The sequence below is a fragment of the Acinetobacter sichuanensis genome (assembly GCF_003024515.2).
Classification (GTDB): domain Bacteria; phylum Pseudomonadota; class Gammaproteobacteria; order Pseudomonadales; family Moraxellaceae; genus Acinetobacter; species Acinetobacter sichuanensis.
This window is the reverse complement of sequence record NZ_PYIX02000024.1, coordinates 1-21555: the sequence shown is the minus strand read 5'-3', so window position 1 is coordinate 21555 and position 21555 is coordinate 1. Positions and strand designations below refer to the sequence as shown.

The window sequence follows — 21555 nt, the reverse complement described above, 5'->3', positions numbered from 1 at the left end:
GATTGAGGTATAGCGCAATGCAACAACTGAATCCATCCGAGATCAGTGCGCTCATTAAACAGCGTATCGGCGATCTGGACACCAGCGCGACCGCTAAGAACGAAGGAACCATTGTTATGGTTTCCGACGGTATTGTGCGTATTCACGGCCTTGCTGATGCAATGTACGGTGAAATGATCGAATTCGACGGCGGCTTATACGGTATGGCACTGAACCTAGAACAGGATTCAGTGGGCGTCGTTGTTTTAGGTAACTACTTAAGCCTTCAAGAAGGTCAAAAAGCGCGTTGCACAGGTCGTGTATTAGAAGTTCCGGTTGGTCCAGAACTTTTAGGCCGTGTAGTAGATGCTTTAGGTAATCCAATTGACGGTAAAGGTCCAATTGATGCGAAATTGACTGATAAAGTCGAAAAAGTTGCACCTGGTGTAATTTGGCGTCAATCAGTGGATGAGCCTGTACAAACTGGTTATAAATCAGTTGATACAATGATTCCTGTAGGCCGTGGTCAGCGTGAGTTGATCATTGGTGACCGTCAAACTGGTAAAACAGCGATGGCGATCGATGCGATTATCGCTCAGAAGAATTCTGGTATTAAATGTGTTTACGTTGCAGTTGGTCAAAAGCAATCAACTATCGCAAACGTAGTACGTAAGCTAGAAGAAACTGGTGCTATGGCGTATACAACTGTTGTAGCAGCAGCGGCGGCGGATCCAGCAGCAATGCTTTTCCTTGCTCCGTATTCTGGCTGTACAATGGGTGAATACTTCCGTGACCGCGGTGAAGATGCGTTAATTATTTATGATGATTTGTCTAAGCAAGCAGTTGCTTACCGTCAAATTTCATTGTTATTACGTCGTCCACCAGGTCGTGAAGCATATCCAGGTGACGTATTCTATCTTCACTCTCGTCTTCTTGAACGTGCTTCGCGCGTTTCTGCTGACTACGTTGAGCAATTCACGAAAGGTGAAGTTAAAGGTCAAACTGGTTCTTTAACTGCATTACCGATCATTGAAACTCAAGCGGGTGACGTATCTGCATTCGTACCAACAAACGTAATTTCGATTACTGATGGTCAGATCTTCCTTGAAACTTCATTGTTCAACGCAGGTATCCGTCCAGCAGTAAACGCAGGTATTTCGGTATCACGTGTTGGTGGTTCTGCTCAGACTAAGATCATTAAGAAATTGTCTGGTGGTATCCGTACTGCTTTAGCGCAATACCGTGAATTAGCAGCATTTGCTCAGTTCGCTTCTGACCTTGATGAAGCAACTCGTAAGCAACTTGAACATGGTCAACGTGTAACTGAATTAATGAAGCAAAAACAATATGCTCCATATTCAATTGCTGACCAAGCTGTTTCAGTTTATGCATCTAACGAAGGTTATATGACTGACGTTGACGTGAAGAAAATCGTAGACTTTGATGCTGCATTGATTTCTTACTTCCGTTCAGAGCATGCTGCATTAATGCAAAAAATCGATGAAACTGGTGATTGGAACAAAGACATCGAAGCTGCATTTAAAGCGGGTATTGAAAGCTTTAAAGCGACTCAAACTTACTAAGATTCAACGATGTTGAATCTAGTTATGGTTTGGTTCACGGATCAACCTTCGAAGGCTCGAAAGGGCTTTCGAATACTAGGTTAAGCGTATGGCAAATTTAAAAGAAATTCGCGCCAAAGTAGCTAGTATCAAAAGCACGCAGAAAATTACTCGCGCGATGCAGATGGTAGCAGCTTCTAAGATGCGTCGTGCGCAAGAGCGCATGGCTCAGGGCCGTCCGTATGCCGAAAATATGCACCGTGTAATTGCTCATTTGGTACAAGCGAATCCTGAATATAAACATCGTTATATGGTTGAACGCCCTGTAAAACGCGTTGGCTATATTATTGTTTCTTCAGATCGTGGTCTTGCTGGTGGTTTGAACATTAACTTGTTCAAAAAAGTGGTTAAACACGTACAGCAGCAACAAGAGCAGTCAATTGAAGTTCAATTTGCTTTAATTGGTCAAAAAGCGGTTTCGTTTTTTAAAAACTACGGCGGTAAAGTACTGGGTGCAACAACCAATTTAGGTGATGCTCCAAGTCTTGAACAGTTAACTGGTTCTGTACAGGTGATGTTAGATGCATTTGATAAAGGCGAATTAGATCGTATTTATCTTGTGTCAAACGGCTTTGTCAATGCCATGACTCAAAACCAAAAGGTTGAGCAACTTGTTCCTTTAGCTGCGGCTGAGACACAAGAAGGTCTAAACCGTCAATACGGTTGGGATTACCTCTATGAACCAGAAGCTGAAGAGCTGTTAAATGGTTTATTGGTTCGTTATATCGAGTCTATGGTATATCAAGGTGTGATTGAAAACATCGCATGTGAACAATCTGCGCGTATGGTAGCAATGAAAGCTGCAACTGATAACGCAGGTGAGATCATCAAGAGCCTACAACTTATTTATAACAAGCTGCGTCAAGCCGCGATTACTCAGGAAATTTCTGAAATCGTTGGTGGTGCCGCTGCCGTTTAACATTATTTTGAATTGAGGAGACAGCAATGAGTAGCGGTCGTATCATTCAGATCATCGGCGCGGTTATCGACGTCGAGTTTGAACGCAACAGCGTTCCTAAGATCTATGACGCTCTACAGGTTGATGGCACTGAAACTACTTTAGAAGTTCAGCAACAACTTGGTGATGGCGTAGTTCGTACTATTGCAATGGGTTCTACTGAAGGCCTTAAGCGTGGTTTGAACGCAACGAATACTGGCGCTCCAATCTCTGTACCTGTAGGTACTGCATGTTTGGGTCGTATCATGGACGTTCTTGGTCGCCCAATCGACGAAGCTGGTCCAGTTGCAACTGAAGCGCGTTTACCGATTCACCGTCAAGCGCCTTCTTATGCTGAACAAGCAGCTTCTACTGACCTTTTAGAAACTGGTATTAAAGTCATCGACTTACTTTGCCCGTTTGCTAAAGGTGGTAAAGTTGGTCTGTTCGGTGGTGCGGGTGTTGGTAAAACCGTAAACATGATGGAATTGATCAACAACATCGCGAAAGCTCACTCAGGTTTATCTGTGTTTGCTGGTGTTGGTGAGCGTACTCGTGAAGGTAACGACTTCTATCACGAGATGAAAGATTCTAACGTTCTTGACAAAGTAGCAATGGTCTACGGTCAGATGAACGAGCCACCAGGTAACCGTTTACGCGTAGCGTTGACTGGTTTGACGATGGCTGAATATTTCCGTGACGAGAAAGACGAAAACGGCAAAGGTCGTGACGTATTATTGTTCGTAGATAACATCTACCGTTATACACTTGCGGGTACTGAAGTATCAGCATTGTTAGGTCGTATGCCGTCTGCTGTAGGTTACCAGCCAACTCTTGCAGAAGAGATGGGTGTTCTACAAGAACGTATTACTTCTACTAAGTCTGGTTCGATTACATCTATCCAAGCGGTATATGTACCTGCCGATGACTTAACAGATCCATCGCCTGCAACTACATTTGCTCACTTGGACGCAACTGTTGTATTGAGCCGTGACATCGCGTCGAGTGGTATTTACCCAGCGATCGATCCACTTGACTCAACTTCACGTCAGTTAGATCCGCTTGTAGTAGGTGCTGAGCATTACGAAATCGCTCGTTCAGTTCAAAACGTTCTTCAACGTTATAAAGAATTGAAAGACATTATCGCAATTCTTGGTATGGACGAATTGGCTGAAGAAGACAAATTGACTGTTTACCGTGCGCGTAAAATTCAACGTTTCTTCTCTCAACCGTTCCACGTAGCTGAAGTATTTACTGGTGCTCCTGGTAAACTTGTACCGCTTAAAGAAACGATTCGTGGCTTTAAAGGTCTTCTAGCTGGTGAATACGATCACATCCCAGAACAAGCGTTCTATATGGTTGGTGGTATTGACGAAGTGATTGCTAAAGCTGAGAAACTTTAATTAGTTCCCTAATTTAGGAGATTCTCATGTCTACGATGCAATGTGATGTTGTCAGTGTTAAAGAGTCTTTGTACTCAGGCACTGTAACAATGCTAATCGCTAAAGGTGCTGGCGGTGAACTGGGTATTATGCCTGGTCATGCTCCGTTGGTAACTTTACTTAAGCCGGGCGCGATTCGCGTTCTGCTTGAGAACGGTACAGAAGAGTTAATCTATGTATCTGGTGGTGTACTTGAAGTTCAACCGCATGTTGTTACGGTTCTAGCAGATACTGCTGTCCGTGCAGAAAACTTAGATGAAGCTGCAATTATTGAAGCACGTAAAAATGCTGAAAACTTGCTTGCAAATCAAAAGAGCGATTTGGACGCTGCTGCTGCTTTGGCTGCTCTTGCAGAAACTGCTGCTCAGTTGGAAACCATCCGCAAAATCAAAAACCGCGCTCAATAAGACGCAGTTGGAGATTGAAGAACCGTCCGAAAGGGCGGTTTTTTATTTATAAAAATTGTGTTTTTATAAACTGACTATACTCATCCCCTAAAGCCAATTCATAGTCTTTAAAAATTTTCCGACGAGTCGATACTGTTGGCTGTTTAGTTTTTGGATTAAATCCTACTTTTTCAACTTCTTGCCAATATAGACCAGTCCCTCTTTTTTGCCACGATGGCAATTCATTAAAATTAATATCTCGGTTAAACAGAAGATCATGCTTTTCTTGGCGAGATAAGCCTTTGACTTGATGGGTTGCTTTTTTAATAGTCTCACCTTCTTTACGTAACATCCAATAACAATGTGCATTTAAAGCATTACGATGAGCATCTTCATGTCGCCAACGAAAATAGTCTTCAACAATTTTTGCATTGGGTAAAATACAAATTCGAGCATCAAAAGTTGCCATTTGCCCATGTGAAATACTGAATTTTGCACTGGCTTCGGCTGCAAGAATAGAGATGATTTTGCGTGTTTTACGGTTGAAACTGTCATCCTTAAGATGAAAAAGCAGTGAAATTTCATCACTTTGTGTATAGCCATAAATAATGTTGAAACCACATTGCATTAAATGTGCAGTAGTTTCGACCATCAAATCTCTAAAGCGAATGTCAAAAGGTGCTTCAAATTGCCAAATTTCTTTAGTCAATCGTGTAAAACCCTTTCCATCAAGCCGTACCACAATATATTGTTCAGGAGGTACACAAAAATCATAAGCTGTTTCATATACACGTAAGCGAGTATCTAAATCATCAAATCTCATGAGGTTGTTCTCGAATTGCTAAAAGTTGTATGGAAAATTGCTGATTTTCTATAATTTTAACTTTATAAAGTTCATCAAAACCTTCCTGAAGTGAAGGCAGTTCAAATTTTTTAGCTGTTGCAAGTACACCTTGATCAGGAATTCGTTCTTTACCTAATCGTTGTCGGTTGCGTTCTAATGCGCTATCTAGCGATGTTTCAAAATAATAATTCACAATATGAAAACCTGCATTTTTCGCTTTTTCAATATAACGATGACGATCTATTTGGCTCATGTTGGTATTATCAATGACACATTTACTTTTACTTTCAAGACAGGCTTCAAATAGTATTTTTTCACGATGACGCGTTTTTAGCATGTCTAAATTTAGACGTAAGTGGGTTTTATAAAAATATTCTTTATAAAATGTCGATTTACCAGATGCTTGTAAACCTGTAAAAATAATCAGTTGCATATTTAAGTAGATAATTTTCAATATTTTTGATTAGAACATGCATTTCTGAATAAATATAGCGCAATATTTTAAGCACAAAAATGAATACAGCTAAAGTTGCATTCATTGCTGTTCTATTTTGCAGTATGTTAATGATCAAAATAAATTTTAGAATATTCACCATGAAAATGATTGAACAACAAGCCCATTTTTGGGAGCTTTATCAGGATAATGAACATTATTATCTCAGTGTTGCTATTGATATGAGCTCTGTTGTCTCTTGTTGGTACTTGTATTTAAGTCAAATAGAAGCCAACTTATATCAAAATGAAGGTCGGCAAATGGTCGATGATTTAGTGCAAAAAATTGTGCAAGAAACATATAGGGGTGATTTTTCATATGTAGAGATGAGACAAGTCTCAGATGTCACTCAACAAGCAATGCTAAATGCTTATAAAACCCAAAGCTAATTTGATGTTAAGAAAATTTTAGGACTTTCTTAACATCATGAGGCGTTGAGTTTGCTTGGAGCTTATTCGCTATTTTGTTCGTTATTGTTTGATGTACCTTTAGGAATCATCATTCCTGCAAGTTTGATCATTTCAGATTGGATTGTTCCCATTTGTTTTTCAATTTTATCAAAATCAATTTTTGTAAAATCAACTTCGCCATTGAGTAATGCTGAGTTTAAGACCTGTTTATTGGCTGCTAAAACTTGTTGGCGCATCTGGTCAATTTCTTGGCTTTTTAAATCTAAAGAAATCAAAGCAGTATTAAAACCTTGTAATTCACGACTTAGATTTTTAGCTGTTTCTTGCAGTTGTGTTTGGTCTTTTTGTTGAATTGCTGTTTCTAAATCAGTTTGTGCTTGTTGGAGTTTAGCGATGTAATCCCCAGTTTTTAACTGAACATTGGCAACATCACGTGCAATATAAAACATATTGCCACTTTTTAAATTTTCATTGTTTTTCGTTGTTTCAGAAGCAATGATTGCTTCTTCTTGTGAAGATTTTTGTTGGTTTTCCTCAGTATCATATTTGGATGAAACCTGTTCGGATGAGTCCGCATTTTGTTCAGGTTCAGCCGCTTGATTACACCCTAGCAATGTCATGCCAGAAGCAAAAATAAAAAAGGGGAGAATTGCACCTTGTAATAGCTTTTTCATTGCATCCAAATTCAAAAAATCTTATGAATTTCAATATAAGGCTGAAATATGGATAAATGTAGGATTGTTGCAAAGTGACAACAGTTTTCTTGGTTCAGCAATCATTTTTAAATAATAAAAAGAGATGAATATCGTCATCTCTAATGTAGAGCAGTATTTTAAATGATTGAACTTAGGCTTTGGCAAGTTCAGCTTCGATTGCCTGTAAGATACGAGGGTCATCAGCCGTAATATCAGGCGCAAAACGAGCGACCACTTCGCCATGTTTATTGACTAAGAATTTTTCAAAATTCCATAAAACTTCAGGTTTTGCATTTGGGGTTAAACCATAATCGACAAGGTCTTTCCACCATGGACCTTCACCAATACGTTCAGGAATAGCATGAATCAGTGTTTCATAGAGCGGATGTTTATCATCACCTGCGACTGAAATTTTAGCAAATAATGGAAAATGCACATCATAAGTGAGTGAGCAAAATTGTTGAATTTCTTCATTCGTTCCTGGTTCTTGTGCCAAGAAATTGTTTGCTGGGAAGCCTAAAATTTCTAAACCTTGATCTTTTTTACTTTGATACAGTTTTTCTAAGCCTTCATATTGTGGTGTTAAACCACATTTTGAGGCAACATTGACCAAGAGTAAAACCTTACCTTCATATTGGTTTAAACTGAGATCATTACCATCAATCGTTTTCACTGGAATGTCATAAACCGATGTGCTCATTTTATTGTCCTAATGTCATTTTAAAGAAATAGTCTTGTTTAATGTTGTAGCGATTATTCACATTTTCAGCAAGCTCTAATTTAGAGAATCTTACAATTTAAGACAAATAGATCAGATGATGATCTATATGGGTTAAGTCAAAATATTTATTTAAAATAAGCTTTTAACTTAAGCTGGCATTGAGCATAAAGTTTTTACCTCTCAAGTAGTTGAGTCGGTGTTTGTCCTGTATAACGCTTAAAAAATTCAATAAAACTTGAACTTTGCTTATATCCTAACTCTAAACTAATTTTTTTAATCGACTGTCCATGATGTAACTGCATGATGGCATAGACAATTTTACTGCGATTACGCCATTCTGAAATTGACATCGACAGTTCACGTTGACTTAGTCTTAAAATATGCCGTTCACTCAGCTCAAATTCTGCCAAAATTTGCTGTAGTGTTTCAGAAAATCGAGCCGAATCTGCTAGTTTTTTTAAAATCGGCTCTAAAATAGGATGATGACTTTGAGGTAAATATTGATCATAACATGGTGCAAAAGTCAGTTGATCTAACAGTACTTGTAATAAATGTTGATGATAATGTTCAAAATATTGCGAACTCTTTTGATGAGTTAAAATTTCATGAACAGTTTGCCTTAAAAATGGTTGTACAGTTAAGGTCTGGCAGCGTGTTGAAAATTGATCACATAACTGTGGATGCAAACGAATACAAATATAATGCATCACGTGTTGATCAAGCGCAATTGAACAATGCTCAGTTTGTGGTGGAATCCAAATGCCATAACTGGGTGGCGATAAATAGATTTTCCCATTGATAGAAAACTCTAATAAGCCATTGAGGCTAAAGTTGAAATCTCCCCATAAACAACTATGGGGAGTAATTACATCATTTTTTTTATAATGAAACTCTTCAATTTCAATCCATTGACTGAGCTGAAACATATTTTCAAGCACAAGTATATTTTCCAAAGTTATGAGTTTTCACAGCTAATTTTAGGATTGTTTAATCCACGTGACCAAGTGAAAATTGAAATGAGCGCTAAAATGATAAAACTCAGTACACTATATAATAAAATGTTGGCATTGAAATGATCGACAATATAACCACCAAACAAAGAACCTGTTGCGATCATAACTTGAAAGAAACCAACAAATAAAGGCATACCTTTTTCGACAGCCTGAGGTGCGTGTACAAACATCCAAATATTGGCTGTCGTTGGAAATGCGCCAAAAGAGAAACCCCATAATGCAGTAAAAATAATCGCCCCTATTTTATAGATGGCAAAAACAGGGAAGCAGAAATAAACAATAGCAAAACATAGGCTGACAAAAGCAAAGGTATAACGTACGTTAATATTGCTGCTATAACCTGCAAAGGCATTACCAAAAATACCTGCCACACCATAAAGTAATAACAAATAACTGATGGTTGAGCCGTCAAAGCCTGCTACATTTTTAAAGAAGGGTGCTAAGTAACTATAAGACGAAAAATGAGCTAAGCCGACTAAAAGTATAATAATTAAACCTTTACGTGCTTTGGGTTCTCGTAATAATGCAGGTAGGTCACGAAAATGGATAGCTGAGCTTGGTTTAAGTTGTGGTAAGAAAAAGATTTCTAAGGCTAAAACGACAGCTCCGACTATAGCGGTTAACAAAAATGCAGTTCGCCAACCAAAAAACTCGCTAAGCCATGTCCCAATAGGCACACCTAAAACTGTAGCCAAAGTGACACCTGCCATGACAACAGCATTGGCTTTGGCAATTGGTAAATGCAAAGGAGCTAATTTTCCACTGAGCGCAATTGCCGTTGCCCAAAAGCCACCAATGGCAATACCTAAAATAAAACGACTGATTAATAAGAGTTCAAAACTATGTGAAATTGCTGTTATTAAGTTAGCAATGACCATAATTGCGGTCAGCCCAATGAGTAAATAACGTCGATCTAAGGTTTTGACAGAAATAGGAACAAGAGGGGCGGCTAAAGCAGCCATAATACCGGGTAAGGTGATCACTAAACCTGCTGTACCTACTGAAATGTTGAGATCAGTAGCAATTGCATTTAAAACACCAATAGGTAAAAACTCACTGGTTACAAGAGCAAAAGCAGTGACAGCAACTGTAATTAAAGCAAGCCAACTCCCATTAGAGTGTGTGGCGGGAGAGTCCTGAGAGTTAGAGAGAGAAGGATGTGTAGATTGCGGCATGGTCGTAACTCCTATGCGATTTATTATTAGCTATTTAATAGTGATCATTACAAAAATAAAATATTTGATTGAAAATACGATGTCAATTAATTTAATAATGATCGTTATAAAAAAATGTGGGAAGTTTATGAGCGAGATGAAAATTGAAAAAGATCAATCACAGGAAGATTTGACGGCAAAGCGCAAACGTGGTCGACCAAAATGTTTTAATGAGCAAGAGGCGTTACAAAAAGCGATGTTATTGTTTTGGGAATATGGCTATGAAGCCACCTCCATGAGTGATTTAACTCAAGCTTTAAATCTATCAGCACCCAGCATTTACAGTACTTTTGGCGATAAAGCACAATTATTTCAACATTGTTTAGAATATTATTTGCAACATGAAGCTTGTCCTATTGAGCCGATTTTTCAAACTGCAAAAACTGCAAAAATTGCTATAGAGTTATATCTATATGAAACGGTAAAACGCTTAGTACAAGATCATAAGCCAACAGGTTGTATGTTGGTCGTTGCTGCGATGAATTGTTCCGAAGAAAATCAATCTTTACAACAAGATTTATTACTCAAACGTCAACAAGTAAAAGAGAAGATTTATCAACATTTACAACAAGGAAAAGCTACGGGTGATTTATCGATACATGCAAATGTACAGGAAATGACAGATTTTTATAGTACAGTGATTCAAGGTTTGACCATGCAAGCTAGAGATGGCGTCAGTAAGCAACAGTTAAACCAAGTCGTGGATTATGCCATGCAAACATGGCATGTCTTGATCAAAGAAAATTGATCTTGAGTAGGAATCGAAACGAAATTAGAGGCTAGTTGTCTAAATTTAGGTATAAATGTCTGAAATACGATATTTAAAACTTTTTAGACTTATCTACAATAAACCTTGCCTAACTTAGATAAGCTGAAGTGATGAACACAAAAACCACAACGATTTGGTGGGCATTTAGTTTGCCTATACTCGCTGTATTAATCTGGTCTATGAATATCGCAGTAACACGCTATGTTGCTGATTATATTACGCCTGTCAGTATTAGTTTTTATCGCTGGTTGGTTGCATTTATTATTTTAACTCCTTTTATGGCTAAAAAGGTGTGGCAAAACCGACATTTGATTCAGCAGCATTTTTGGCAATTTGCCATTTTAAGTGCTTTTGGTATGGTGTTATATCAAGGGCTTGCTTATTCTGCGGCACATCATACCTCTGCTACAAATATGGGAATTATCAATGCATTTATTCCCGTATTTACCATTTTTGTTTCTATGTTTATTTTACGAGAAATTCCAAATCGTTTCGCAGTGATTGGAAGTATCTTGTCATTTTTTGGCTTAATTTATGTCATGGCACAAGGTGATTTTGCGAGTTTGCTCGGTTTAAGCGGGCATTCTGGTGATTTTGTCATGATTTTAGCCGTTTTTTTCTATGCTTTTTATGGGGTTTTTCTCAAAAAATGGCAACTCAAAGTACCGCTTTTAATTAGTTTATACGTTCAAATTGGTTTTGCCTTGGTGTATCACTTACCTTTTATTTTTTGGTTTGGTTTACAAGGCATTGATGCAAACAACGTGGCGAGCGTGTTATATGCTGGCATGTTCCCATCTTTAGTTGCACCGTTCTTTTGGATGTTGGCGGTTCAGTATCTTGGACCGAATAGAACCAGTATTTTTATGAATCTAATGCCTGTCTTTACTGCAATTATTGCATTCTTTTGGCTTAATGAAGCATGGACGATATATCACAGTATTGGTGGAGTGATTATTTTATTGGGTATTGTGTTAGCACAGAAAAAGACTGCTGTTGTAAATCCAATGCAATCTGCAAAATAATGAGTGAAAAGTGGTCAATTGTTTAAGTTTTTTTAATACTATTTTTGTATTACTTGATACCTAAAAAGTATGATTTGAGGAGATATTAAACTTTCACTTTGCTGTTTTAATAAAATTTGGAGCAAATATAACCATTTAATTTTATTGAAGCCCTCGTGTTTTTGTCAAATTCATTTTGTATATAAGTCTCGTAAAATAAAGATGAAATTTGTATTAAATGGTGATTTGTAGCATAATAACTACATAGACAAGATATAGTGATTTTTCATTCATTATTGAATTGAGCTAAACAAATTTGTAATACCCTCTGGATGTGACAAACATCCTTTTTCATACTCAGCCTACCCTATATGGCTGAGTTTTTTTTTGCTTAATTTTGACCATGACTTAAATAAGAGCGCTTTTAAAAACGCTCCATTTGATACATTTATACGATAGGGCAAGACCAATTTAGGCGCGAATAACTTCACCTGTGATTGCATCTAAAATACGACTTGGTTCTTGGCTTAAGCCTAAGTCACCGTTGAGATAATTTGGTTCAGAACCAAAGTAACGGTTCACTTCTTGTAATGAGCGAGCTGGTTCTGCACCAGCAGCATTAGCGCTAGTCGACACAATAAACCCACCAAAAGCATTGCATAACGCGATACATAACGGATGTGTTGTAACACGAACAGCCACTTTAGGATGACTACCTTTGATCCATTGTGGAATATTATGATCAGCAGGAAGTAGCCAAGTTGTTGCGCGTTCATTTTGACTGCGATGTGTCCAAGTTTCAATGATTTGTGTACGAATTTTGGGGTCTAAGTTTTGCAATAAATGTTCTACTTGTGAAATTTGTCCTGCAAGTAAAATGACACCTTTTTCAATTGGGCGTTGTTTTAAACGTAAAATTTCTGAAAATGCTTGTTCATTCATTGGGTCGCAACCTAAGCCCCACACTGCTTCTGTTGGATAGGCAAGGACTTGACCTTGACGTAAAACTTGTGCAGCTTCAGCAACTGAGGTTGTAATCATGGATATTCACCTTGTCCTAGAGAAAGAACTATTGTGAACCTTAATGGCTAACTCGGCAACGTAAGTATAAACCTGATTGTTGAATACACATTCCTAATAGCTCTAATTCCATTAAATATCCAGTCAAAATAGCGACATCTAAATTTAATTTTTGATGCAAAGTATCGAGATCCTGCCCAATCCAATCAAGTTGTTGGTAAAGTTGAAAGAGATGTTCTTCTAAAATAGGATCTTGTTCAACTGTAGATTTTGGTTGATTATTTTGACAATGCCATTGAGTTGGAAGTGCTAAATCTTCAATAATTTGCTCAGGATGATCAACTAAAATAGCACCTTCACGAATGAGTTGATGACAACCTTGATGGTAGTCACTATAAATATGTCCTGGAATAGCAAAGATGACTTTTCCTTGTTCCGCCGCAGCTTGAGCAGTAATGAGCGAACCACTTTGTAGGGCAGCTTCTGCAACTAAAACGCCTAAACTCAACCCACTCACAAGACGATTTCTTCTTGGGAAATTTGCTTTTAATGGAGGCGTATTAGGTAAGAAAAGTGAAATAACTGTGCCTGAATTTTCTAAAATGTGGCTGTGTAACTGACGATTTTGGCTTGGGTAAATTTGCTCTAAACCTGTGCCAATCACCGCAATGGTACGTGAATTTTTGAGTGCGCCAGTGTGTGCGGCTGCATCTATTCCTTCGGCTAAACCACTGGTAATAAAAAATCCTTTTTCACTTAAATAATAAGCAAAATCATAAGCAACTTGTTTGCCATGTGGGCTAGGTTTGCGACTACCAACGATCGCAACTTGTGGTTGTGTTAAATTTTGCCAAACACCTTGACCAAATAAAATAGGTGGATGATCTGAATAGGGGAGTAACTGTTGAGGATAGTGGTGATCTGTATCTAGAAGAATAAAATCACAATATTGTTTTAATTTTTCTAAGCATTGTTCAAACGTAATTTGTCCTGAGTGTGTTAAAAAATCTGTGGCACGTTGAATATGATTTTTATGAATATGTGTTTCAGACCAACGCACCAGATTTTCAGGCGCAACCGCTTGAGAAATAGAACCAAAGAATATTTCTAATTTTCTAAAAGCGAGATTTGAATGTTGAACTAAATACCATAATTTGATGGTATCTAATTGCTCATCAGATATAAAGTTCAACATGGTCAAATCACATTTTTAGTTTTTATTAGTCTTCGGCAATAGCAGGTGTTTGAATTGCTGCACCGACTTTAATTGGTAAAGCACTGTCTAACACATAAGCATAGCTAAAACGGTCAAATGTTTTAAATATCATCACTGTTGCGACATTTTGGTTAGGTAGCTTCACTGTTTCTTTGGTTTTAGGATCACGAACAAGTTCACCTTGTTGGTATACACTAAACACTTGTCCAGCTTTTGCACCATCTTGACTACCACGATCAAGAGTGACTACACCATGTACTGCTGCTGTTCCAATAGAACCTTGAACACGTACAACTTTACCGCCTGTAAGCACTTCATTTTTTGCAGTTGGATAAAAAATAGTTGGCAAGCTAGCATCGTAAACAGGTAATACATAATCACCATTACGAACTTCAGCATTATAACTATCTGTTAATTCTAAGGTAGTAACATCATTTTCACCTGCAACAGCAACAGCTGAAGCAACCTCTGTGAGTTCTTGACCGGCATTATATTTTTTACCATTTGCATCTACAAATAGATAAGGTTCAGCTTGACGGTAAACACCATAACGTTGCCCAACATTTAAGCCATTTCCTCGTGCGTAAACAGTTTGCCCTGCGCCTGTGATCATACGATTATCAGCTGCACCTAAGATGTAAGGCACACCAACTAAGGATTCAGGAGAAATAATAATACTATGTTCTAACCAAGGTTTAATATCCGCACCTGAAATCACTGGAATTGTATTGCCAATAGATTCAACACGAACTTGTGGACGTATAGATCCTCCACCTTGATGGCGACGAATAATCCCTTCACAACCATCACCTTCATCTACGCCAATCAATGGGCGACCATTGAGTGTACAGAGAAGTAATTTATCACCAGGGTAAATCCAATGAGGATTTTTTACATGACGGTTGCTTGCCCAAATCTCACGCCAACGCCAAGGCTTGCTGAGAAAACGTCCCGAAATATCCCACAGTGTATCACCACGTTTCACCACATAAACATGTGGTGCATTGGCTTTAAGTGAAGGCGGATTTTGGTTTGGACTTGGTGCTGCGTGTGCAACATCTACTATAGCAACACCTGCGCTGACGCAGAGAGCCATAGCCAAAACCTGCTTTTTAAACCCCGTGGCATTAAACTTAGTGCCGTTGAAAAACTTTATCATTATCATAATTCCTGAAATTATGCGTATAAATACGTTATAATATGCATCTTACACATTTTTATTTGATGAAGCATATTCTTCATTTAGTATTTTAGATCAATGGCATAGCAAGTGAGGATAAGTATGGCCTTATTACCTATTTTAAGTTTTCCTGATCCCCGTTTGCGCACCATTGCAAAACCTGTCAATGAAGTGACGGAGGAAATCCGTCAGCTTGCAGCGGATATGTTTGAAACCATGTATGCAGCACCAGGTATTGGCTTAGCTGCAACACAAGTAGATCATCACATTCAGCTTATCGTTATGGATTTGTCTGAAAATAAAGATCAACCGATGGTATTCATTAACCCCAAAGTGACTCCGCTCACAGAAGACACTCTTCCTTATGAGGAAGGATGTTTATCTGTGCCCCAAATATACGATAAAGTTGAACGCCCGTCACGTGTCAAAATCGAAGCACTCAATTTAGAAGGTGAAACTTTTGAAATTGAGGCAGATGATTTGCTCGCTGTGTGTATCCAACATGAAATCGACCATTTAAATGGTAAATTATTTGTAGATTATTTGTCACCATTAAAACGTCAACGTGCACGTGAAAAAGTTGAAAAAGTGCTCCGTCAACGTGAAAAACAGAAAGTTCCTGCACGTCGCTAGTTGAAAGAATAGTGATTGATGAATAAAAACCCAATTTCGATTGGGTTTTGTTATACTGAGTAAGAGAAAATGTTGGGATAAACATGTTGTTGCGAAATGGGTTGCTGCTGAGTGCTTTAGCAGTATGTTTACAGATTGCTGTATTTCTACAGCCTTTATTGCCGAAGCAATATCAAATTGCACCGGTCTGTGAAACAATTTCGCAATTACTATTACAACCTGTTGCTCAGCAAAAGCATATAACTGCTCATTCTTCTTCTACACATCATCATATTTTACAGGTTGAACAACCTGTCCATGCGCATGATCACCATGATCCAAATCATCAATGCCAATACTGCACAGTATTTGGTAATTTGGTTTTGCCGCCTAATTTAGAAATTAAAGAAGTGCTTGTGCGTATACAAGTACGTTTAGTTGCATTTCAAAAAACATTTCGACATGTTTATTTTGTTTTACAACGTTTATTTCTGATTCCACAAGGTCGAGCCCCGCCACTTCTCGCTTAAATCTAATATTTTTTCTGGGTCTTTGTAGGCTCCAGTTTAGTTTTATTTAAAATTTAAGTGAGAAATTAAGATGGCTCAGCCAAAATTCTTTTTACAGCCTTTGACGGCTGCGATTTGTGTTGCGTGTTATTCTGGAAGTATTCAGGCACAACAAATAGATACTGAAGATAATGTCCAACAATTAGCCCCTGTTGTGATGACTGCACAAAAAGCCAATGATGCAAATGGTCTGATTGTCCGTGCAGATCCTAAACAGCCGATTCAGCCTGTGCCTGCAACAGATGGAGCAGACTATTTACAAAGTATTGCAGGCTTTAGTTCAGTTAAAAATGGTGGAACAAATGGCGATGTGACTTTCCGCGGTATGTTTGGGTCACGTATTAAAATCTTAACTGACGGAACAGAAAATTTAGGTGCATGCCCATCACGTATGGATGCGCCAACATCTTATATTCAGCCTGAAAGTTTTGACCGTATTACCGTCACTAAAGGTCCTCAAACAGTTCAATATGCAAATACAGGTTCTGCTGCAACGGTTATTTTTGAGCGCCAAAAACCTAAATTATCTGAAGATCAGTCTTATTTCGGGCAAGCGAGTGTATTGCTAGGTTCATATGGTCGTTTAGATCAAAATATTGAAGCAGTTGCAGGGGATGAGCAAAAATATATTCGCCTGAATGCAAATCGTTCAGAATCTAATAGTTATGAAGATGGAAATGGCGATAAAGTTCCTTCGGCATGGGAGCGTTGGAATACAGACTTGGCTTTAGGTTGGACGCCTGATGCAAATACATGGCTTGAGCTGAGTGCAGGTAAGTCAGATGGTGAAGCACTTTACGCTGGGCGTGATATGGACGGCTCACAATTTGCCCGTGAAAGTTTGGGATTGCGTTTTGAAAAGAAAAACTTGACTGATGTGATTAAAAAAGTCGAAGGGCAGGTGAACTATAGTTATAACGACCATGTGATGGATAACTTTAGACTACGTACTCCACCATTGATGGAAATGGAGCATGATGGGCATAAAATGAATATGCCGAATCCTTCTGAAATGCAAGTGACACGCCGTACGCTAAATTCACGACTTGCAGTAACGTCTGAATGGGACAAACTGAGTTTAATTACAGGTGTAGATACGCAACAAAATCATCATGCAGGCAGTATGAAGTCGATGATGATGAATATGCCTTTAACAACCAACATGAAATTTAACTCTTATGGTGCTTTTGGTGAACTTGGTTATAAGTTGAATGACCGCTATAAATTGGTGTCTGGTGTGCGTATTGACCAAGTTAAAATCGAGGCATTACAGTTAAATGAGGATCGTAAAGAGACTTTACCAAGTGCATTTATCCGTTTAGAAAGTCAACATCCTGAACATGATGCTAAAACTTATATTGGTTTAGGTTATGTTGAGCGTGTTCCTGATTATTGGGAGTTGTTTAGTACTGCGCATGGTAATTCAGGCATGCCAACACCAACTTTTAATGATTTGGATACTGAAAAAACCTTGCAATTAGATCTCGGTTATCAACATCAACATGGTGCATTAAAGTCATGGGCATCGGCTTATGCAGGCTTGGTCAATGACTATATCTTAATGAGCTATCATAATCATGCAACAGGTGGACATGGGCATGGATCATCATTTAGTGCCAGTGCTAAAAATGTTGATGCAACCATTGCAGGTGCAGAAGCAGGTATCGGTTATGACTTTACTGATGCGATCCAAGCAGATGTAAGTGCTATGTATGCATGGGGTGAAAATACCGATACGCATAAGCCATTACCACAAATTGCACCTTTAGAAGGGCGTTTAAATGTTCGCTATGTACAAGATAAATATACATTTGGACTACTTTGGCGAGTTGTTGCAAAACAGGATCGTATCAGTCTACACCAAGGTAATATCGTCGGTTATGATATGAATGAAAGCAAAAGTTTTAATACACTTGCCCTCAATGCCTCTTATAACCTTGCTAAAGACATTAATATCGCTGTAGGTGTAGATAATGTTTTTGATAAAGCCTATACAGAACATTTAAATAAAGCTGGAAGTTCAGGTTTTGGTTTTGCCAGTGAAGAGCAGTTCAATAATATTGGACGTAATTATTGGGCACGTATGAGTATGAAATTTTAAATCAGTTTTTCCTAAACGCTAGAAAAAGAAGCCATTGTTTTTAAATGATGGCTTCTGTCACAATAGATAAAATAAAGTATTCAAGTAAAAATATGACGATCAATATTGATGAAATCGCACGTGTACTCGCATCTTGTAAAGAATATGAAATTTTAGAATTACATTGGGATGAACATCGTAAACAGCAATTAAAGATCGCTTTACAACAATATACTTCAGAACCTTTTTGTGTTTATCGCCTAATTCGCAAAGAACAGGGCAATACAATTTATTTATTATGCTTGGCATCATATCAGCCTACAAAAGCTTGCGAGTCAGAATATAGTCCAGTCAGTTTTTTTAGGCGAAGTGTGCCTTTTCTTTTATTATTTGCTATTTTTTTAATGACAGCATTTTTTGCCAGATACAAAGATTCATTTTTATCCGCGACCTTTTTGATTAGCCTGCCTTTTGTGATGGGCGCTTTATTTGAATATCTACGCAGCATAAGTAGTAAACGTGTTGCAAGCATTAAAAATGTCTTAAAAACTCAATTGTGGGTTATGTTTATTTTATTGATCACCAGTGTTTTTGTCCTGAAAGAAGGGACGATTTGTGTGATCATGGCATTTCCATTGCTTTTTTTGGCTCTTGTAAGTGGTGCATTACTCATGCGAAGTGTGTGTAATTATCTCTGGCAGCCAACAAAAAAAATCTATTCTTTGGCTTTGCTGCCATTTTTATTGCTTTATTTTTTACCACAACATGCCAGTGATCATTTTGGAACTGTTGAACGGGAAATGATTATTTATGCGCCTCAAACAGAGGTTTTTCGTGCAATTCATCAGATTGGTCAGATTAAAGCTGAAGAAGTTCCTAAAAGCTTTATTTTTACCATGGGATTTCCAAAACCGATTTTCGGTAAGACGGAACAAAAAGCTGAAGGAATTGTACGTACGATCGAATGGGAGCGTGGCGTTAAATTTGAAGAAAAAGTATTAGCAAATTATCCACCTTATTTACTGAGTTGGGATTACACATTTAACAAAGATTCATTTCCTAAAGGTTCTTTGGATGATCATGTTGAAGTTGGTGGACAATATTTTGATTTGCTTAAAACAGATTATCAGCTTGAAAAAATTGATGATCAAACAACCAAACTCATTTTAACAATAGATTATCGAGTTTCAACTGAGTTTAATTGGTATAGCAAAGTTTGGATTGATTATGTTTTAGCTGAATTTAGTGATGTGGTGATGACCATTCATAAAAATAGATTGGAGCATCGTTAATTCAGTCATACGACTGTAGTAGAAAACTTACAGTCGTATCATTACCTAAAACGATTCACTATTGATGCATACTTGCAAGTTGTTTGCTTTGTTCTTGATAAAACTCAAGACCGACTTTTTGCATTGTGCGACCATGATGACGTAAGAAGTGATCTAAGCGTTTAGATTTCTTAGCGCCTGTATAAAGTAAAACATTTTTAATCAACAGATAATAAGCAAACCAAGAAGCTGAACGTGGTTTCAAACCTAAACTTTGCATTTTATTTCGACCAATAAAAAATTGGGTTAATTGAAGATGCTGTCGATATGCCAGCTTTTGTTGTAAAAGCGGAAAATAACGATATTGACGTTCAAACGGTTCTTTGGACAGACTAGACCCTAAAGCACGGCTTGATTCATCTGCTTGAGGATGGGCGAAACGCATCCAGTACATCAATTTCCAACCTTGGTATTCCTGATCAACCAACCATTTTTCATCTATGCCCATTAACCAACCTGCATATTTCCAAAAATGTAGAAAACTTTCTTTCTCTTCTTGATTTGGAAATATACCTAAAGCACGAATACCAATTAATACGACACCACTAAATGCAATATTCGTCATGGCTTGATCATACTGATTAATCGGAGTCCCCCAAGTTTTTGCATCCCATTTTTCTGACTGACTTAAGTGATAACGGACTAAAGCGTGAATAAAACGCACATAAATTGTAGAAGTAAAGCCTGCATTAAAACGTTCAAAGGCATGAGGTTCTGTAATATCAATCCACCATTTATTGGTTTCAGCCAATCGTTTACCTGCATATTTTTTTAATGCACCTGTTAAAATCAACGGTTGATTAAATCCAGGATATAAATAACCTGTCATTAAAGCCAAATCACGCAAGATAAAACTATTGTTGACTCCAAGACGATAAGTAAACTCTAAAGCCTGATCTATTTTCTTTTGATCATACCAAGAGGGTTTTGCTTGAACTATATCAAAAAAATGAGTGAGCTCAGGGATCTCGTGAGGTAAATGATCCAAACCTTGATATAGAGCAGTTTCAAAATATTGACGATGTTGATGAGGTTTTAATATGACCCATTTTATTAGGTGATCCATCTCTACATCACCTGTATGCAAGGCTTTCGCTAAAGACAGATACTCTTGGTATGACGGTTCTACTTTTTCACCGATCAAATAACTTATCATTTTAGCTTTTAAATGAGGTGTTACCATTGCTTGAAATGGCATTAAACGTTTAGGAATTGTTATTGTTTGCATTTTCTCAGAATTCCACTTATTGTTTGATTTAACTCTAATATGAATAATTATTCGCATTCAATTCGCATTTGGAAAATGTGTTTATGAGAAAAAGACCACAACAACAACGAGCTAAAATTATTGTTGAGACGATTCTTGAAGCAACACAATTATGTATTGCTGAGCAAGGTTTACTACAAGTTACAACACCTAAAATTGCTGAAAGATCAGGTGTGAGTGTTGGTTCGATTTATCAATATTTTGAAAACAAAGATGAGATTATCCAAGAATTATTAAGTCGAAAAAGTGAAAGTTTAGGTTTAGCGTTAAAGCAAATTGCGATGTCACAAAAAGGGCAAGTCTTAGAAGAAATCATTCCTCTTAGTATTCAATTCGGTTTTGACATGATGAAAGCCGATAATGGCTTTTTTATGGAAATTTTGAAAAATTGGCATGGTTACAACAATTCAGAGGCCTCACAAATTTTAGAAAAACACTTCTATGAGGTAGGACTTTATGTGTTTAGCCGTTTTTTTACTCATTGGGATTTCGAAACTTTAAAAAATAAATCCTTTATCATCATTAATAGTACGCTTTTTACCATGATGAGATATGCAAGTCACAATAATTTTTTAATTACAGAACAACAACTTAAGCAAGAATTAGCCTTAATGATTTTGGCATATTTAAAAGAAAAATAACGAAAATAAAATTTTAAAATATATTTTCTATATAAAACAATGACTTATATTTTTGTTGGTTTGAAATATAAACACATAGAAAATTAAATTTCCAAAAGGGGTTGCGTCTC

22 protein-coding genes are annotated in these 21555 nt (G+C 37.5%); 12 read left to right on the top strand and 10 right to left on the bottom strand.

Annotated features, from left to right (window positions below; all coding sequences use genetic code 11):
- The first annotated feature begins 17 nt into the window (after positions 1 to 17).
- From atpA to C9E89_RS13770, 4 genes are all read left to right on the top strand, one after another.
- Positions 18 to 1562 (top strand): F0F1 ATP synthase subunit alpha, encoded by a 1545-nt coding sequence (gene atpA / locus C9E89_RS13785; RefSeq protein ID WP_107008915.1) that lies wholly within the window; start codon positions 18 to 20, stop codon positions 1560 to 1562.
- An 88-nt stretch (positions 1563 to 1650) separates the two neighbouring features.
- The gene (gene atpG / locus C9E89_RS13780; protein ID WP_107008914.1) at positions 1651 to 2520 is read left to right on the top strand and encodes a F0F1 ATP synthase subunit gamma; all 870 of its coding nucleotides are present in this window, start codon (positions 1651 to 1653) and stop codon (positions 2518 to 2520) included.
- Positions 2521 to 2546: 26 nt separating this feature from the next.
- Complete coding sequence (gene atpD / locus C9E89_RS13775) at positions 2547 to 3941, top strand: F0F1 ATP synthase subunit beta (RefSeq protein ID WP_107008913.1); 1395 nt, start codon at positions 2547 to 2549, stop codon at positions 3939 to 3941.
- A 26-nt stretch (positions 3942 to 3967) separates the two neighbouring features.
- Positions 3968 to 4387: a F0F1 ATP synthase subunit epsilon gene (locus tag C9E89_RS13770; RefSeq protein ID WP_107008912.1), complete on the top strand. Its 420-nt coding sequence runs from the start codon at positions 3968 to 3970 to the stop codon at positions 4385 to 4387.
- 46 nt (positions 4388 to 4433) lie between these two features.
- On the opposite strand, the gene C9E89_RS13765 is transcribed toward C9E89_RS13770, so the two are convergent.
- Together C9E89_RS13765 and C9E89_RS13760 are read right to left on the bottom strand one after the other, a co-directional pair.
- Positions 4434 to 5189 (bottom strand): tRNA(His) guanylyltransferase Thg1 family protein, encoded by a 756-nt coding sequence (locus C9E89_RS13765; protein WP_107008911.1) that lies wholly within the window; start codon positions 5187 to 5189, stop codon positions 4434 to 4436.
- Positions 5179 to 5643: an AAA family ATPase gene (locus C9E89_RS13760; RefSeq protein WP_107008910.1), complete on the bottom strand. Its 465-nt coding sequence runs from the start codon at positions 5641 to 5643 to the stop codon at positions 5179 to 5181. Before C9E89_RS13760 ends, C9E89_RS13765 begins: the two co-directional genes overlap by 11 nt.
- Positions 5644 to 5804: 161 nt before the next feature.
- Here C9E89_RS13760 and C9E89_RS13755 point away from each other — a divergent pair, with 161 nt between their 5' ends.
- On the top strand, positions 5805 to 6092 hold the full coding sequence (locus tag C9E89_RS13755) for a hypothetical protein (protein WP_107008909.1): 288 nt from the start codon (positions 5805 to 5807) through the stop codon (positions 6090 to 6092).
- Between the two features lie 62 nt (positions 6093 to 6154).
- Here the strand turns inward: C9E89_RS13755 and C9E89_RS13750 are convergent, their stop codons facing one another.
- The 4 genes from C9E89_RS13750 to C9E89_RS13735 form a co-directional block, all read right to left on the bottom strand.
- Positions 6155 to 6787, bottom strand: coding sequence for a hypothetical protein (locus C9E89_RS13750; RefSeq protein WP_107008908.1), 633 nt, complete (start codon positions 6785 to 6787; stop codon positions 6155 to 6157).
- Positions 6788 to 6959: 172 nt separating this feature from the next.
- Positions 6960 to 7508 carry a glutathione peroxidase gene (locus C9E89_RS13745; RefSeq protein WP_107008907.1) on the bottom strand — a complete coding sequence of 183 codons (549 nt, stop codon included), beginning with the start codon at positions 7506 to 7508 and terminating at the stop codon, positions 6960 to 6962.
- A gap of 194 nt (positions 7509 to 7702) precedes the next feature.
- A complete protein-coding gene (locus C9E89_RS13740; RefSeq protein WP_107008906.1) occupies positions 7703 to 8455 on the bottom strand; it encodes an AraC family transcriptional regulator in 753 nt (250 codons plus the stop codon).
- 29 nt (positions 8456 to 8484) lie between these two features.
- Positions 8485 to 9717, bottom strand: coding sequence for an MFS transporter (locus tag C9E89_RS13735; protein WP_107008905.1), 1233 nt, complete (start codon positions 9715 to 9717; stop codon positions 8485 to 8487).
- 136 nt (positions 9718 to 9853) lie between these two features.
- Between C9E89_RS13735 and C9E89_RS13730 the strand changes: the two genes are divergently transcribed.
- Together C9E89_RS13730 and C9E89_RS13725 are read left to right on the top strand one after the other, a co-directional pair.
- Entirely contained in the window at positions 9854 to 10504 is a 651-nt protein-coding gene (locus C9E89_RS13730) for a TetR/AcrR family transcriptional regulator (RefSeq protein ID WP_228199047.1), read from the top strand.
- A gap of 131 nt (positions 10505 to 10635) precedes the next feature.
- Entirely contained in the window at positions 10636 to 11550 is a 915-nt protein-coding gene (locus tag C9E89_RS13725) for a DMT family transporter (protein WP_107008904.1), read from the top strand.
- Positions 11551 to 12000: 450 nt separating this feature from the next.
- On the opposite strand, the gene C9E89_RS13720 is transcribed toward C9E89_RS13725, so the two are convergent.
- Genes C9E89_RS13720 through C9E89_RS13710 form a run of 3 tightly spaced genes read right to left on the bottom strand, consistent with a single transcriptional unit; the run spans position 12001 to position 14924 of the window.
- The gene (locus C9E89_RS13720) at positions 12001 to 12570 is read right to left on the bottom strand and encodes an L-threonylcarbamoyladenylate synthase (protein WP_107008903.1); all 570 of its coding nucleotides are present in this window, start codon (positions 12568 to 12570) and stop codon (positions 12001 to 12003) included.
- A 40-nt stretch (positions 12571 to 12610) separates the two neighbouring features.
- Positions 12611 to 13744: a DNA-processing protein DprA gene (gene dprA, locus C9E89_RS13715; protein ID WP_107008902.1), complete on the bottom strand. Its 1134-nt coding sequence runs from the start codon at positions 13742 to 13744 to the stop codon at positions 12611 to 12613.
- 25 nt (positions 13745 to 13769) lie between these two features.
- Positions 13770 to 14924 carry a LysM peptidoglycan-binding domain-containing protein gene (locus C9E89_RS13710; RefSeq protein ID WP_107008901.1) on the bottom strand — a complete coding sequence of 385 codons (1155 nt, stop codon included), beginning with the start codon at positions 14922 to 14924 and terminating at the stop codon, positions 13770 to 13772.
- A 123-nt stretch (positions 14925 to 15047) separates the two neighbouring features.
- Between C9E89_RS13710 and def the strand changes: the two genes are divergently transcribed.
- From def to C9E89_RS13690, 4 genes are all read left to right on the top strand, one after another.
- Positions 15048 to 15578: a peptide deformylase gene (gene def / locus C9E89_RS13705; protein WP_107008900.1), complete on the top strand. Its 531-nt coding sequence runs from the start codon at positions 15048 to 15050 to the stop codon at positions 15576 to 15578.
- 83 nt (positions 15579 to 15661) lie between these two features.
- Positions 15662 to 16087, top strand: coding sequence for a DUF2946 family protein (locus C9E89_RS13700; RefSeq protein ID WP_228199046.1), 426 nt, complete (start codon positions 15662 to 15664; stop codon positions 16085 to 16087).
- Positions 16088 to 16157: 70 nt separating this feature from the next.
- Positions 16158 to 18227, top strand: a complete 2070-nt coding sequence (locus C9E89_RS13695; protein ID WP_107008898.1) for a TonB-dependent copper receptor — start codon at positions 16158 to 16160, stop codon at positions 18225 to 18227.
- A gap of 92 nt (positions 18228 to 18319) precedes the next feature.
- Positions 18320 to 19498 (top strand): hypothetical protein, encoded by a 1179-nt coding sequence (locus C9E89_RS13690; protein ID WP_116746696.1) that lies wholly within the window; start codon positions 18320 to 18322, stop codon positions 19496 to 19498.
- Positions 19499 to 19556: 58 nt separating this feature from the next.
- On the opposite strand, the gene C9E89_RS13685 is transcribed toward C9E89_RS13690, so the two are convergent.
- The gene (locus tag C9E89_RS13685; RefSeq protein ID WP_107008896.1) at positions 19557 to 20765 is read right to left on the bottom strand and encodes an oxygenase MpaB family protein; all 1209 of its coding nucleotides are present in this window, start codon (positions 20763 to 20765) and stop codon (positions 19557 to 19559) included.
- A gap of 83 nt (positions 20766 to 20848) precedes the next feature.
- On the opposite strand from C9E89_RS13685, the gene C9E89_RS13680 reads away from it, so the two are divergent.
- Positions 20849 to 21445 (top strand): TetR/AcrR family transcriptional regulator, encoded by a 597-nt coding sequence (locus tag C9E89_RS13680; RefSeq protein ID WP_107008895.1) that lies wholly within the window; start codon positions 20849 to 20851, stop codon positions 21443 to 21445.
- The last annotated feature ends 110 nt before the right edge of the window (positions 21446 to 21555 follow it).

What these genes read in the sequence shown, in the direction of transcription:
- C9E89_RS13760 (WP_107008910.1), bottom strand. Translation starts at nt 5,643, where the DNA reads ATGCAACTGATTATTTTTACAGGTTTACAAGCATCTGGTAAATCGACA.
- atpG (WP_107008914.1), top strand. Translation starts at nt 1,651, where the DNA reads ATGGCAAATTTAAAAGAAATTCGCGCCAAAGTAGCTAGTATCAAAAGC.
- C9E89_RS13695 (WP_107008898.1), top strand. Translation starts at nt 16,158, where the DNA reads ATGGCTCAGCCAAAATTCTTTTTACAGCCTTTGACGGCTGCGATTTGT.
- C9E89_RS13735 (WP_107008905.1), bottom strand. Translation starts at nt 9,717, where the DNA reads ATGCCGCAATCTACACATCCTTCTCTCTCTAACTCTCAGGACTCTCCC.
- C9E89_RS13730 (WP_228199047.1), top strand. Translation starts at nt 9,854, where the DNA reads ATGAAAATTGAAAAAGATCAATCACAGGAAGATTTGACGGCAAAGCGC.
- atpA (WP_107008915.1), top strand. Translation starts at nt 18, where the DNA reads ATGCAACAACTGAATCCATCCGAGATCAGTGCGCTCATTAAACAGCGT.
- C9E89_RS13720 (WP_107008903.1), bottom strand. Translation starts at nt 12,570, where the DNA reads ATGATTACAACCTCAGTTGCTGAAGCTGCACAAGTTTTACGTCAAGGT.
- def (WP_107008900.1), top strand. Translation starts at nt 15,048, where the DNA reads ATGGCCTTATTACCTATTTTAAGTTTTCCTGATCCCCGTTTGCGCACC.
- C9E89_RS13710 (WP_107008901.1), bottom strand. Translation starts at nt 14,924, where the DNA reads ATGATAAAGTTTTTCAACGGCACTAAGTTTAATGCCACGGGGTTTAAA.
- C9E89_RS13685 (WP_107008896.1), bottom strand. Translation starts at nt 20,765, where the DNA reads ATGCAAACAATAACAATTCCTAAACGTTTAATGCCATTTCAAGCAATG.
- C9E89_RS13680 (WP_107008895.1), top strand. Translation starts at nt 20,849, where the DNA reads ATGAGAAAAAGACCACAACAACAACGAGCTAAAATTATTGTTGAGACG.
- atpD (WP_107008913.1), top strand. Translation starts at nt 2,547, where the DNA reads ATGAGTAGCGGTCGTATCATTCAGATCATCGGCGCGGTTATCGACGTC.
- C9E89_RS13740 (WP_107008906.1), bottom strand. Translation starts at nt 8,455, where the DNA reads ATGTTTCAGCTCAGTCAATGGATTGAAATTGAAGAGTTTCATTATAAA.
- C9E89_RS13725 (WP_107008904.1), top strand. Translation starts at nt 10,636, where the DNA reads ATGAACACAAAAACCACAACGATTTGGTGGGCATTTAGTTTGCCTATA.
- C9E89_RS13745 (WP_107008907.1), bottom strand. Translation starts at nt 7,508, where the DNA reads ATGAGCACATCGGTTTATGACATTCCAGTGAAAACGATTGATGGTAAT.
- C9E89_RS13700 (WP_228199046.1), top strand. Translation starts at nt 15,662, where the DNA reads ATGTTGTTGCGAAATGGGTTGCTGCTGAGTGCTTTAGCAGTATGTTTA.
- C9E89_RS13765 (WP_107008911.1), bottom strand. Translation starts at nt 5,189, where the DNA reads ATGAGATTTGATGATTTAGATACTCGCTTACGTGTATATGAAACAGCT.
- dprA (WP_107008902.1), bottom strand. Translation starts at nt 13,744, where the DNA reads ATGTTGAACTTTATATCTGATGAGCAATTAGATACCATCAAATTATGG.
- C9E89_RS13690 (WP_116746696.1), top strand. Translation starts at nt 18,320, where the DNA reads ATGACGATCAATATTGATGAAATCGCACGTGTACTCGCATCTTGTAAA.
- C9E89_RS13750 (WP_107008908.1), bottom strand. Translation starts at nt 6,787, where the DNA reads ATGAAAAAGCTATTACAAGGTGCAATTCTCCCCTTTTTTATTTTTGCT.
- C9E89_RS13770 (WP_107008912.1), top strand. Translation starts at nt 3,968, where the DNA reads ATGTCTACGATGCAATGTGATGTTGTCAGTGTTAAAGAGTCTTTGTAC.
- C9E89_RS13755 (WP_107008909.1), top strand. Translation starts at nt 5,805, where the DNA reads ATGAAAATGATTGAACAACAAGCCCATTTTTGGGAGCTTTATCAGGAT.